Source organism: Pseudomonas kurunegalensis, from assembly GCF_030291635.1.
Lineage (GTDB): Bacteria > Pseudomonadota > Gammaproteobacteria > Pseudomonadales > Pseudomonadaceae > Aquipseudomonas > Aquipseudomonas monteilii.
On sequence record NZ_CP127871.1, the window covers coordinates 1,098,284 to 1,110,824 of the forward strand.

General features: G+C 62.0%; 11 protein-coding genes. 4 read left to right on the top strand and 7 right to left on the bottom strand.

What is annotated here, in order from left to right:
- Positions 1-28: 28 nt before the first annotated feature.
- The 4 genes from QQ992_RS04865 to QQ992_RS04880 form a co-directional block, all read right to left on the bottom strand.
- Entirely contained in the window at positions 29-1,408 is a 1,380-nt protein-coding gene (locus QQ992_RS04865; protein WP_286112425.1) for an OprD family porin, read from the bottom strand.
- Between the two features lie 231 nt (positions 1,409-1,639).
- Positions 1,640-3,232 carry an ABC transporter substrate-binding protein gene (locus QQ992_RS04870; RefSeq protein WP_286112426.1) on the bottom strand — a complete coding sequence of 531 codons (1,593 nt, stop codon included), beginning with the start codon at positions 3,230-3,232 and terminating at the stop codon, positions 1,640-1,642.
- A 142-nt stretch (positions 3,233-3,374) separates the two neighbouring features.
- Entirely contained in the window at positions 3,375-5,000 is a 1,626-nt protein-coding gene (locus tag QQ992_RS04875; RefSeq protein ID WP_286112427.1) for an ABC transporter substrate-binding protein, read from the bottom strand.
- 353 nt (positions 5,001-5,353) lie between these two features.
- Positions 5,354-6,070 carry an SIMPL domain-containing protein gene (locus tag QQ992_RS04880; protein WP_016713165.1) on the bottom strand — a complete coding sequence of 239 codons (717 nt, stop codon included), beginning with the start codon at positions 6,068-6,070 and terminating at the stop codon, positions 5,354-5,356.
- Positions 6,071-6,272: 202 nt separating this feature from the next.
- Between QQ992_RS04880 and QQ992_RS04885 the strand changes: the two genes are divergently transcribed.
- The 4 genes from QQ992_RS04885 (at position 6,273) to QQ992_RS04900 (ending at position 10,592) form a co-directional block, all read left to right on the top strand.
- Positions 6,273-7,529, top strand: a complete 1,257-nt coding sequence (locus QQ992_RS04885; RefSeq protein WP_105946944.1) for an ATP-binding protein — start codon at positions 6,273-6,275, stop codon at positions 7,527-7,529.
- Complete coding sequence (locus tag QQ992_RS04890) at positions 7,529-8,089, top strand: response regulator transcription factor (protein WP_003255244.1); 561 nt, start codon at positions 7,529-7,531, stop codon at positions 8,087-8,089. Before QQ992_RS04885 ends, QQ992_RS04890 begins: the two co-directional genes overlap by 1 nt.
- Positions 8,090-8,236: 147 nt before the next feature.
- Complete coding sequence (locus tag QQ992_RS04895; RefSeq protein WP_025753795.1) at positions 8,237-9,178, top strand: AEC family transporter; 942 nt, start codon at positions 8,237-8,239, stop codon at positions 9,176-9,178.
- Between the two features lie 55 nt (positions 9,179-9,233).
- Positions 9,234-10,592, top strand: a complete 1,359-nt coding sequence (locus QQ992_RS04900; protein WP_286112431.1) for an amino acid permease — start codon at positions 9,234-9,236, stop codon at positions 10,590-10,592.
- A gap of 52 nt (positions 10,593-10,644) precedes the next feature.
- Here the strand turns inward: QQ992_RS04900 and QQ992_RS04905 are convergent, their stop codons facing one another.
- Genes QQ992_RS04905 through QQ992_RS04915 form a run of 3 tightly spaced genes read right to left on the bottom strand, consistent with a single transcriptional unit; the run spans position 10,645 to position 12,505 of the window.
- Entirely contained in the window at positions 10,645-11,016 is a 372-nt protein-coding gene (locus tag QQ992_RS04905; RefSeq protein ID WP_016713161.1) for a carboxymuconolactone decarboxylase family protein, read from the bottom strand.
- Between the two features lie 10 nt (positions 11,017-11,026).
- Positions 11,027-12,070 (bottom strand): calcium/sodium antiporter, encoded by a 1,044-nt coding sequence (locus QQ992_RS04910; protein WP_286113899.1) that lies wholly within the window; start codon positions 12,068-12,070, stop codon positions 11,027-11,029.
- 60 nt (positions 12,071-12,130) lie between these two features.
- A complete protein-coding gene (locus QQ992_RS04915) occupies positions 12,131-12,505 on the bottom strand; it encodes a septal ring lytic transglycosylase RlpA family protein (RefSeq protein WP_286112434.1) in 375 nt (124 codons plus the stop codon).
- Between the last annotated feature and the right edge of the window lie 36 nt (positions 12,506-12,541).

Below are 12,541 nucleotides of genomic sequence, written 5' to 3' on the forward strand. Positions count from 1 at the left end.
GCAGCGAAACGGGCCGTGGCGCCAGCGGTCAGAGAATGTTGAACGGAATGGTGGTCACCACCCGGAACTCGTCGAGGCTGCCGTCACCTTGTGCCTTGCTGGCGCGGTGCGCGGTATAGGTGGCGCGGATGCTGGTGTCTTTCAGCGGCCCGCTTTGCACCGCATAGCTGGTGCCGATGCCCCACTCGTAGTGGTTTTCGCCGTCCAGGCCATTCACGTCGTAGGCCGTGCCACGGTAATGGGTACCGTCGATACCCCAGCCACGGGCGTTGTACAGGTTGAACTTCAGCCCCGGCACGCCGTAGGGCGCCATGTTCAGTACGTAGGAGATCTTCAGCGATTTTTCGTTGGGGCCGTTGAAGTCCGACAGCAGCGAGTTGGCCAGGTAGATGCCGTTGGTCTCGTGCAGGTAGTCGAAGTACTCGTTGCCGTTGACCTGCTGCCAGGAGGCACCGAGGGTGTGGGCCTGGTGGGTCAGGTCGAGCGACAGGCTGTAGACGTCGTTGTCGATCTTGCCCATTTTCTGGCTGCCGGCGTCTACGGTCTTGTAGTAGTTCAGGCCGGTGCTCAGGCTGAGTACCGCGCTGTCGCCCAGCATGTGGTTGGCGCCGAAGTAGTACTGGTTCCAGAAGTCGTCGACCTTGGTGGCGTACAGGCTGGTGCTCAGGCTCTTGAACGGCTGGTAGTTGATGCCAGCGGTACTGGCGCGGTCGGTTTCCACGCCGGTGGCGCTGTATTCGCTGCGGAATTTGCTGAGGCTTTGCTCGGTACGTGGCGAGACGCGGTCGAAGGTGCCCGCGTCGAAGCTGAGGTTGTCGAACTCGGCGCTGTGCAGGAACGCACCCTGGAAGCTCGACGGCAGGGCGCGGTTGCCGATGTAGGCGATCATCGGCGTGTCCACCGACTGACGGCCGAGGGTAAGGGTGGTGTTGGATACGCGCGCCTTGATATTGCCCAGGCCCAGCTTGCTCCACTGGCCGATGGGGTCGCCATCGCTGTGGGTGAGCGTGCGGTTGTTGGGGCCGGCGACGGCCTGGCGGCTCTGTTGCAGGGCGATGGCGTTGTAGCCGGCGGCCTCGACGGCAATGCCCACGGTGCCCTGGGTGAAGCCGGAGCTGTAGTTGAGGATGGTGCCCTGCAGCCAGTTTTCGCGGCTGTGGGTGGCGTGGCGAGTGCCATCGTTCTTGTAGTAGCGCCACAGCGGGGCGCGGGCGGCGCGCTCGCGGGCGTACCAGTTGCGGGTGGTGCCGGACAGGCTCTGGCCGTCGATGAAGCCGCTGGCTTGTGCCTGCTCGCTGCTGGCTTTGAGGGTGAGTGGAATGTATTCCTGGCTTTGCGGGTCGGCCTGGGCCACGGTGGATAAGGCACTGATGGATAAAGCCAGTGCGGTCAAGGTGAATACTCTCAAGGTTGAAGCTCCCATTCTTTTCTAGTTATTGCCGGCCTTGTGGGCCGGATGGTTGTTGCGGTGTTGCCAGGGTTGCCGCGGGATCGCCGGGCTAAAATCGGGGTGTTGTGTTGCCTGTACTGGCCCAATCGCCGGCAAGCCGGCTCCCACTGGGATCTGTGCAGATTCCTGGCTTGGGGATAACGCTGTGGGAGCGGGTTTACCCGCGAAGAGGCCCTTGAGGGCTACAAATCAGTCCACACTCACACCGGAAAAATCATTGCGCCCAAACGGGCTGACCTTGAACTGGGAAACCTTGACGCTGAGCGGTTGGTTAACCGTGGAATGCGCCACCGGGGTAATCGGCACCTGTTGCTTCAGCCGCTGCTGGGCCTGCTGGTACAGGGCGGTGCGCTGGGTGCGGTCGGTAACCTGCTTGGCTTGCTTGACCAGGCTGTCGTACTGCGGGTCGCACCACAGCGAGTAGTTGTTGCTGCCGATGGCATCGCAGCTGTAGAGGGTGCCCAGCCAGTTGTCCGGGTCGCCGTTGTCACCGGTCCAGCCGATCAGGGCGATGTCGTGCTCGCCGCTTTTCATGCGCTTGATGTACTCGCCCCATTCATAGCTGACGATGCGCACCTTGAACCCGAGCTTGCTCCAGTCGGCCTGGAGCATTTCAGCCATCAGCTTGGCGTTGGGGTTGTACGGACGCTGTACGGGCATGGCCCACAGGGTGACTTCGGTGCCAGGCTTGACCCCGGCCTGCTGGAGCAGCTGTTTGGCCTTTTCCGGGGCGTAGGGGGCGTCCTTGAGGCTTTCGTCATAGGACCACTGGGTGGGCGGCATGGCGTTGACCGCCCGTTGGCCGGAGTCCTGATACACCGCCTGGATGATGGCTGTCTTGTTCACCGCCATGTCCATCGCCTGGCGTACTTCCACGCGGTCGAATGGCGGGTGCTGGGTGTTGTAGGCGATGTAGCCGAGGTTGAAGCCTGGCTGCTGCAGCACCTGCAGCTTGCTGTCGGCCTTGAGTGCCGGCAGGTCGGCCGGGCGTGGGTGCAGGGTGACCTGGCATTCGTTGCGGCGCAGCTTCTGGATACGCACAGAGGGGTCGATGTTGATCGAGAACACCAGGTTGTCGATCTTCACTTCATTCGGTGCCCAGTAATCCTTGTTGCCCTTGAAGCGTATCTGCGAATCCTTCTGGTAACGCTGGAACACGAACGGCCCGGTGCCGATGGGCCAATGGTTGATGTCACTGGGGCGGCCGCTGGCCATTAGCTGGTTGGCGTATTCGGCAGAGAGGATGGAGGCGAAACTCATGGCCAGGTTCTGGATGAACGCGGCATCGACCGTGTTCAGGGTGAATGCCACGGTCATCGGGTCGATTTTCTCGACGCGGGCGATGTTCTTGTCCAGGCCCATGCTGATGAAATAGGGAAATTCGGCGGGGTAGGCCTTGCGGAACGGATGGCCCTTGTCGAGCATGCGATTGAACGTGAACAGCACGTCGTCGGCGTTGAAGTCACGGCTCGGGGTAAAGGCCTTGTTGCTGTGGAACTTCACCCCTTCGCGCAGGTGGAAGGTGTACTGCAGGCCATCGTCCGATACCTCCCAGCGCGTCGCCAGGGCAGGGTGTACGGCGGTGCCGCCGCGCTCGAACTCCACCAGGCGGTTGTAGATCGGTTCGGCGGCGTCGTTGTCGGTGGCGGTGGTGTACTGGGCCGTGTCGAAACCGGCAGGGCTGCCTTCGGAGCAGAACACCAGGCTGTTGGCCAGCGAGGCAGGGGATTGGCTGATCAGGCCCAGGGTCAACAGGGCTGACAGGCAGGTAGCGTGGCGCATGGCGAATCCTTTTTCGTCTGTTTGCACCGCCTCGGGTACGAATGGCGGCAACAGTTCACCCAACCCGCGGCGGGTAGCCACAGGACGACATGAAGAGGTGATGGGGGAAGGCACCCGCTATTGCGCGGGTGCCGCAGTTACCCTATTTGTCCACGCTGACGCCGTAGAAGGAGTTCAGCGCAAACGGGCTGATCTTGAAGTCCTTCACCTTGGCGCTCATGGGCTGGTACACGGTGGAGTGGGCGATCGGGGTGATCGGCACCTGCTCCTTGAGGATGTGCTGTGCCTTCTGGTACAGCTCGGTGCGCTTGGCCTGATCGGAGGTGGCCTTGGCCTGCTTGATCAGGTCGTCGTAGGGCTTGTAGCACCATTTGGAGAAGTTGTTGCCATCGACCGCATCGCAGCCGTAGAGGGTGCCCAGCCAGTTGTCCGGGTCGCCGTTGTCGCCGCTCCAGCCAATCAGCATGGCGCCCTGTTCGCCGCCTTTGGAGCGTTTGATGTATTCGCCCCATTCGTAGCTGACGATTTTCGCCTTGATACCGATCTTGGCCCAGTCGGACTGGAGCATTTCGGCCATCAGCTTGGCATTGGGGTTGTACGGGCGTTGCACGGGCATGGCCCACAGGGTGATTTCGGTGCCTTCCTTGATGCCGGCTTCCTTGAGCAACTGCTTGGCCTTCTCGGGGTCGTATGGCGCATCCTTGATGCTGTCGTCATACGACCACTGGGTTGGTGGCATGGCGTTGACGGCCAACTGGCCGGCGCCCTGATAGACCGACTCGATGATCTTCTTCTTGTCCACCGCCATGTCCAGCGCCTGGCGCACTTTCAGCTGGGCCATCGGGTTGGCCTCATTACTGCCCTTGATCTTGTCCATCACGTTGTAGGCGATGTAGCCAAGGTTGAAGCCGGCCTGCTGTGGCATCTGCAGGTTCTTGTCGGCCTTTAGCGGCTCGATGTCAGCCGGGCGGGGGAACAGGGTGACCTGGCACTCGTTCTTCTTCAGCTTCTGCATGCGCACCGAGGCATCGGTGGTGATGGCGAAGATCAGGTTGTCGATCTTCACGTCATCGGGTTGCCAGTAGTCCTTGTTGCCCTTGAAGCGGATCTGCGCGTCTTTCTGATACTTGCTGAACACGAACGGGCCGGTACCGATCGGCTTCTGGTTGATGTCGGCCGCCTTGCCGTTTTTCAGCAACTGGTCGGCGTATTCGGCGGACTGGATGGAGGCGAAGCTCATGGCCAGGTTCTGGATGAACGCGGCGTCGACTTCGTTGAGGGTGAACTTCACCGTGTGCTCGTCGAGTTTCTCCACCTTGGCGATGTTCTTGTCCATGCCCATGTCGGTGAAGTACGGAAACTCGGTGGGGTAGGCCTTGCGGAACGGGTGGTCCTTGTCGAGCATGCGGTTGAAGGTGAACAGCACGTCGTCGGCGTTGAAGGGGCGGGAGGGCTTGAAGTAGTCGGTGGTGTGGAACTTGACGCCTTCACGCAGGTGGAAGGTGTAGGTCTTGCCATCGTTCGACACTTCCCACTTGGTCGCCAGGCCCGGGATGACTGCTGTACCGCCGCGTTCGAACTGGGTCAGGCGGTTGAACATGGTCTCGGCCGAGGCGTCGAAGTCGGTCCCGGTGGTGTACTGCCCCGGGTCGAAACCGGCCGGGCTGCCTTCGGAGCAGAACACCAGGTTGGACGCGGCAAGCGCCGACGGTGCGCCGGTGAGCAAGCCTGCACCCAGCAGGAACGGAATGACTGCGTGTTTGAGCATGGTGGCCTCATTGTTGTCATTTTTCGGATGAGGTGGCCTCGTGAGCCGACCTGCGGATACTTATGCAGGGGATGTTCCCAATGCAACAGGTAGAAGGATAGTTGGCGCCAGAAAGGTGGTACGACCGTACATGTATGTCGCATCGGTATAACTTTCGGAGAAGTTAAACGTTTGCGCAGGCAAAATGATGGCATTTTGCAGGATGTTTCGAGGCGGGATTAAATGTAGGAAGCACCGTTGTAGTGCGTAGGAAAGGTCTGAAAAGCAGCTATAAGTGGCAAGCTTCAAGCTGCAAGGCAAAGCAGACGGTGTTCACGGTCCACTTGTAGCTTGCTGCTTGAAGCTTGTGGCTGTCAGGGCATCTGCACTTCGATCAGGCCATCGGCATTCATGCTCACTTCACTGGTACCCGCCTCGATATCCGGCGCTGGCGCCGCCTCGTCAGCGCCCATGGCCTTCATCGCCATCGGTGCGCTACGCAAATACGGGCGCGGGTAGCCGCTGCTGTTGAGGTTCAGGCTGACCACTTTGTAGCCCTTGCCGCCCAGCGCCTCGGTGGCCAGTTGCGCACGCGCCTTGAAGGCATCGACCGCGTCCTTGAGCAGTGCATCCTCGCTGGCCTTGCGTGTGGCCGGGGCAATGGAGAAGTCCATGCCGCCCATTTTCAGTTCTTGAAGCAGGTCGGCGGTAAGCTGGGACAGGGCCGGGAAGTTGGCGCTTTCCAGGCGCAGCTCGGCGCGCTCGCGCCAGCCGGTGATCTTCTGGCCCTTGCTGTCATAGACCGGGTAGCTGTTGCGGCTGCCCTGGCTGATCTTCACGTCCTTGACCTGGCGCGACTGCTGCACGGCCTTGTTCATGGTTTCGGTGATCTGCTTGGCGAGCTTGCCCGGGTCGGTGTTCTGCGCTTCGCTGTACAGGGTCACGACCATCAGGTCACGCGCCACTTCCTTGCTGACTTCGGCACGCAGCGATACCTGGTTGTAACGCGGTTCATCGGCAGCCAGCACCGGCAGGCTGGCGAGCAGGCCGCAAGACAGGACAAGGGCGGCGCCGCGACGAGGGATTTGCATGTGGTACTCCTTGGCAATAAAAGGCGTGGGGTCTGGTCATCCATTCCACGCATGGCCCATCTGACCGGCAACAGTGTAGTGGGTTCAAAAGTGCCATCATGAACCTGTGACAAAGTGTGGCGCTTTGCCGCATCGCTGCAGCGAGGCGCCCGGCTTCGGTATACTCCAGCCGATTTTTCTGGAGCACTCATCAGGAGAGCTCATGCTCGCCGCCGTACAACCGCTGTCTGCTACCCGCCAGAACCTCTGGCGCCTGACCGTCATTCGGGTCCTGGTCCTGGCTGCCCAGGCAGGCTCCGTGGGCGTTGCCTACTGGACCGAACTGCTGCCTTTGCCTTGGCTGTCGCTGGCTGGCACCTTGGCCTTGTCCTCGCTGCTGTGCGCCTTCACGGCCCTGCGCCTGCGACTGTCGCTGCCTGTCACCGAAATGGAATATGCCCTGCAACTGGCCTGTGACCTGCTGATCCACAGTGCCTTGCTGTATTACTCCGGTGGCTCGACCAACCCGTTCGTGTCGTATTACCTGGTACCGCTGGCGATTGCTGCGGTGACCTTGCCGTGGCTGTATTCGCTGATTCTTTCGGGCATTGCCCTGACGGCCTACAGCCTGCTGCTGGTGCAGTTCTACCCACTCGAAGGCCTGCCGATGGCGCGGGACAAGATGCAGGTGTACGGCATGTGGCTCAGTATTGCCCTGGCCGCAGCGGTGATCACCTTCTTTGCTGCGCGCATGGCCGAAGAGCTGCGCCGCCAGGAGCAGCTGCGTTCCGAGCGGCGTGAAGAAAGCCTGCGTGACGAGCAGTTGCTGGCCGTGGCCACCCAGGCCGCCGGTGCCGCACATGAGCTGGGCACGCCGCTGGCGACCATGAGCGTGCTGATAAACGAAATGCGCCAGGACCACACTGACCCACTGTTGCAGGAAGACCTGCAGATCCTTCAAGACCAGGTAAAGCTGTGCAAAGAGACGTTGCAGCAGCTGGTGCGCGCCGCCGAAGCCAACCGCCGCCTGGCGATCGTGGAGCAGGACGTGACCGCCTGGCTGGACGAGGCGCTGAACCGCTGGCACCTGATGCGCCCGGAAGCCAGTTACCGCTTCCAGCGCCTGCGCGACGGCAAAGTGCCGCGCCTGACTCCGCCACCGGACCTGACCCAGGCGTTGCTGAACCTGTTGAACAATGCCGCCGATGCCTGCCCCGATGATCTGGAGGTGCGCCTGGACTGGGACGCCCACGACATCGTCATCAGCATCCGCGACCACGGCCCGGGCGTGCCGCCGGCCATTGCCGAAGCCATCGGCAAACCCTTCATTACCACCAAAGGCAAAGGCTTCGGCCTTGGCCTGTTCTTGAGCAAGGCCAGCGTGACCCGTGCGGGCGGTTCGGTGAAACTCTATAGTCATGAACAGGGTGGCACCCTGACCGAACTGCGCCTGCCCTATGGCAAGCGAGGAGATGAATGATGAGCGAAGAAAACCAGGTCGAAAGCGAAGAGCTGCCGCACCTGCTGCTGGTGGATGACGATGCCACCTTCACCCGGGTCATGGCCCGGGCCATGAGCCGCCGCGGTTTCCGCGTGAGCACTGCCAGTTCTGCCGAGGAGGGCTTGATCCTGGCCCAGCAGGACCTGCCGGACTACGCCACGCTGGACCTGAAGATGGACGGCGACTCGGGCCTGGTGCTGCTGCCCAAGCTGCTGGAGCTGGACCCGGAAATGCGCGTGGTGATCCTGACCGGGTACTCGAGCATTGCCACGGCGGTGGAGGCGGTGAAGCGTGGCGCCTGCAACTACCTGTGCAAGCCGGCCGATGCCGATGACGTGCTGGCGGCGCTGCTGTCGGAGCACACCGACCTGGATACCCTGGTGCCGGAAAACCCGATGTCGGTCGACCGCCTGCAGTGGGAGCACATCCAGCGCGTGTTGAATGAGCACGAGGGCAACATCTCGGCCACTGCACGGGCGCTGGGCATGCACCGGCGGACCTTGCAGCGCAAACTGCAGAAGCGCCCGGTTCGGCGCTGAATCTGCGTCGGCCTCTTCGCGGGCTTGCCCCGCGAAGAGGCCGGCACTGACAGAAATTTCTCTATAACACCCCGCGATCCCCGCAAATCCCAGCCGTTGGCGTATCATTAGCCCCCTAACGGCAACCCCCTCCAGGATCGCTTGCGCATGCTCGCCCTTCTTATCCAGACGCTGAACATCACGGCACCGGTCTTCGCCATGCTGTTCATGGGCGTACTGCTCAAACGCATCCATCTGATCGATGACAACTTCAACCGCGTCGCCTCGCAACTGGTGTTCAACGTCTGCATGCCGGCGCTGCTGTTCCTCGGCATCTACCACGCCGACCTGGCCTCTGCGGTAAAACCGGGTGTCATCCTCTACTTCATCGTCGCCACCCTGGTCGGTTTCGCCATCGCCTGGGGCCTGGCCATCTGGCGCAGCCCGCTGGCAGAGCGGGGCATCTATACCCAGGGCGCGTTTCGCGGCAACAACGGCGTGATCGGCCTGGCCTTGGCCGCCAGCCTGTACGGTGACTATGGTATTTCCTTGGGGGCGGTGCTCGCCGGCCTGGTCATCCTCATGTACAACTCGCTGTCGGCAGTGGTACTGGCGGTGTACAGCCCGGACCTCAAGTCCGACCCGTGGAGCATCTGCAAGAGCATTTTCAGCAACCCGTTGATCATCAGCGTATTGGTAGCCACGCCCATGGCTTACGGTCAGGTGCCGCTGCCCAACTGGCTGTTGACCTCGGGCGACTACCTGGCGCAGATGACCCTGCCGCTGGCGCTCATCTGCATTGGCGGCACACTGTCGCTGGCGGCGTTGCGCGACAGTGGCAGGCTGGCCATCGATGCCAGCCTGGTGAAGATGGTCTGGCTGCCACTGCTCGGTACCCTCGGTGCATGGTTGTGCGGTTTCCGGGGGGCGGAGCTGGGTATCCTGTTCCTGTACATCGGCAGCCCGACCGCAGCCGCCAGCTATGTGATGGCGCGAGCGGCCAATGGTAACCATGAGCTGGCAGCGTCGATCATCGTGATTACCACGCTAATGGCGGCGATCACCACCAATATCGGCATTTTCATCTTGCAGTGGGGCGGATGGATCTAGATCCTTGACTGCAAACAACACAAAAACACAGCCTCACTGAGCTAAAGGACACTTCATGCAAGACCAGAGCACGCCCGAGCGGTTACAGCGCGGGCTGAAGAATCGCCATATCCAGTTGATCGCGCTGGGCGGGGCCATCGGCACCGGTTTGTTCCTGGGCATCGCCCAGACCATCCAGCTGGCAGGCCCTTCCGTACTGCTGGGCTATGCCATCGCTGGCCTGATGGCTTTCCTGATCATGCGCCAGTTGGGCGAAATGGTGGTGGAAGAGCCGGTCGCCGGCAGCTTCAGCCACTTCGCCCACCAGTACTGGAGCGAGTTCGCCGGCTTCGTGTCGGGCTGGAATTACTGGGTGGTGTACGTGCTGGTCGGCATGGCCGAGCTGACTGCGGTGGGTATCTACGTGCAGTACTGGTGGCCAGAGTTCCCGACCTGGGCCACGGCAGCGATCTTCTTCGTGGTGATCAACCTCATCAACCTGACCCAGGTAAAGGTCTACGGCGAGATGGAGTTCTGGTTCGCCCTGGTCAAGGTGGTCGCCATCGTCAGCATGATCGGCTTTGGCGCCTGGCTGCTGAGCAGCGGCCATGGCGGCCCGGATGCCAGCGTGGCCAACCTGTGGCAATACGGCGGCTTCTTCCCTAACGGTGTCACTGGCCTGGTGATGGCGCTGGCGGTGATCATGTTCTCGTTCGGTGGCCTGGAGCTAGTGGGTATCACCGCTGCCGAGGCTGACAACCCTCGCCAGAGCATTCCCAAGGCCACCAACCAGGTGGTTTACCGCATCCTGATCTTCTACATCGGTGCCCTGGCGGTGCTGCTGTCGCTGTACCCGTGGCAGAAGGTCGTGCAGGGCGGCAGCCCGTTCGTGATGATCTTCCACGAGCTGGACAGCGACCTGGTAGCGACCATCCTCAACATCGTGGTGCTGACGGCCGCGCTGTCGGTGTACAACAGCTGTGTGTATGCCAACAGCCGCATGCTGTTCGGCCTGGCCAGCCAGGGTGACGCGCCGCGTCAATTGCTGAAAGTGAGCCGCAGCGGCGTGCCGCTGACTGCATTGGGTGTGTCGGCCTTTGCGACCGGCTTGTGCGTGGTGATCAACTACCTGATGCCGGGTGAGGCCTTTGGCTTGCTGATGGCCCTGGCGGTGTCGGCATTGGTCATTAACTGGGCGAGCATCAGTATTACCCACCTGAAATTCCGCAAGGCCAAGCTGGCCGCCGGCATTACCCCGTTCTACAAGAGCTGGGGGCACCCGGTGACCAACTACCTGTGCCTGGCGTTCATCGTGCTGATTCTGGTGGTGATGTACCTGACGCCGCCGATCCGCATCTCGGTGATGCTGATCCCGGGGTGGATCCTGGTGCTGTGGGTGGCCTTCAAGATGAAGAAGGCTCGCCAAGCCAAGTAAGACAGTGCCGGCCTCTTGGCGGGTTTGCCCGCGAAGAGGCCGGTACAGGCAACTACTGATAGCTGTCGATCACTTCCTGTGCCGCCCTGAAGGCATCAATCGCCGCCGGTACTCCCGCATACACTGCGCAATGCAGCAATGCCTCGCGAATCTCCTCCACCGTACAGCCATTGTTCAATGCCCCGCGCACATGCCCCTTGAGCTCTTGCGGGCACTTGAGTGCCGTCAACGTGGCCAGGGTAATCAGGCTGCGGGTCTTCAGTGGTAGCCCCTCGCGGGCCCATACGCTGCCCCAGGCATGTTCATTGACAAAGTCCTGTAGCGGCTGGGTAAAGTCGGTGGCATTGCCCAGTGCGCGGTCGACGAATGCATCGCCCATTACCTGGCGGCGAATCTGTTCGCCGGTCTTGTTGCTATCAGCCATGTTGTTTTCCTTAGTGTTGGCGGCGCCAGGCGCGCACGGTGGTGAACAGCAACACCATGGCGAGCACCGGCAGTACATAGAACAGCATCAAATGCTCAAGACGACCAGCCAGCGGCATCCCCATGGTAAAGGCCGCTACGTGCAGGCCATACGCCAGGTACAGGCAAAGGAATACCAGGCCTTCGGCGCGGGTGACGCGATAGCCGGAATAAAACACCGGCAGGCTCAGTGCTGCAACGCCGAGCATCACCGGCAGGTCGAAAGACAACGCGTTGGGTGAGATCGACAGCGGCTCGGGCGTGACGAGTGCGGTCAGGCCCAATACAGCCAGCAGGTTGAACAGGTTGCTGCCGATCACCGTACCCACGGCGATTTCCCGTTCGCCGCGCAGGGCGGCAATCAGCGCGGCGGCCAGTTCAGGCAGGGAGGTGCAGATGGCGACGACGGTAAGGCCAATGATGCGCTCGGACAGGCCCAGGTCGGTGGCAACCTCCACAGCGGCCTCCAGCAGCAGGTGGCCCGCCAGGCTCAGCAAGCCAAGGCCGGCCAGCACCTGCAGCAGCGTGCCGGACCAGAAGCGCCCGGCACCGGTTTTTGCGCTGTCCGGGGCAGGGTAGGTACGGGCATAGTGGCGCGACTGGTGCCAGAGCATCGCCAGGTAACCGCTCAGGCCCAGCAGCAACAGCCCCCCTTCAACCCGGCCCAGGTGGCCGTTGGCAGACAGCGCATAGACCAGGCCGCTGGCGATGATCATCAGCGGAATGTCCAGGCGCACCAGTTGGCGCGACACGCGCAGGGGAATGATCAGCGCGGCCAGGCCAAGAATGACCAGCACGTTGAAGATATTGCTGCCGATTACGCTGCCCACCGCCACGTCCGGCGCGCCCTGGTAGGCAGCCTGCAGGCTTACGGTAAGTTGTGGCGCGGTACTGCCGAAGGCCACCAGGCTCAGGCCGATGATCAGCGGGCGTACGTGAAGGCGCTGGGCCAGGCGCAGCGCTGCGCGCACCAGCAACTCGGCGCCGCCCACCAGCAACAGCAGGGCGATGCCCAGTTGCAGGAGGCTGAAGGTGGGAAGGGTGGCCAGGTCGAAAATGGTCGGACTCCTGTCGCGTCAGTCGCTAAGCCCTTGTACTCGCACGCGCGCTGTTCCGCTACGGAGCATGCCGATTTTTTCTGCGGCGGCGCGTGACAGGTCGATCAGCCGGCCGCGGGTATGTGGGCCACGGTCGTTGATGCGTACCACCACACTGCGCTGGTTGGCCATGTTGGTCACCAGTACGCGGGTGCCGAAAGGCAGGCTGCGGTGGGCGGCGGTCAGGCCATGCTGGTTGAAGGGTTCGCCGCTGGCGGTGCGCTTGCCGTGGTGGCGTGAACCGTAATAGGAGGCGGTTCCGGTTTTGTCATAACCGCGTGGGTCGATGTCGTGGCTGGCGCAGCCGGCCAGGAAAGCGAAGAGGGCCAGGGTGCCGAGGGATCGTTTTAGCAAGTCAGGTGCTCTCCAGTGCGGCCATTCGCGGCTAAA

What these genes read in the sequence shown, in the direction of transcription:
- QQ992_RS04870 (WP_286112426.1), bottom strand. Translation starts at nt 3,232, where the DNA reads ATGCGCCACGCTACCTGCCTGTCAGCCCTGTTGACCCTGGGCCTGATC.
- QQ992_RS04875 (WP_286112427.1), bottom strand. Translation starts at nt 5,000, where the DNA reads ATGCTCAAACACGCAGTCATTCCGTTCCTGCTGGGTGCAGGCTTGCTC.
- QQ992_RS04880 (WP_016713165.1), bottom strand. Translation starts at nt 6,070, where the DNA reads ATGCAAATCCCTCGTCGCGGCGCCGCCCTTGTCCTGTCTTGCGGCCTG.
- QQ992_RS04885 (WP_105946944.1), top strand. Translation starts at nt 6,273, where the DNA reads ATGCTCGCCGCCGTACAACCGCTGTCTGCTACCCGCCAGAACCTCTGG.
- QQ992_RS04890 (WP_003255244.1), top strand. Translation starts at nt 7,529, where the DNA reads ATGAGCGAAGAAAACCAGGTCGAAAGCGAAGAGCTGCCGCACCTGCTG.
- QQ992_RS04895 (WP_025753795.1), top strand. Translation starts at nt 8,237, where the DNA reads ATGCTCGCCCTTCTTATCCAGACGCTGAACATCACGGCACCGGTCTTC.
- QQ992_RS04900 (WP_286112431.1), top strand. Translation starts at nt 9,234, where the DNA reads ATGCAAGACCAGAGCACGCCCGAGCGGTTACAGCGCGGGCTGAAGAAT.
- QQ992_RS04905 (WP_016713161.1), bottom strand. Translation starts at nt 11,016, where the DNA reads ATGGCTGATAGCAACAAGACCGGCGAACAGATTCGCCGCCAGGTAATG.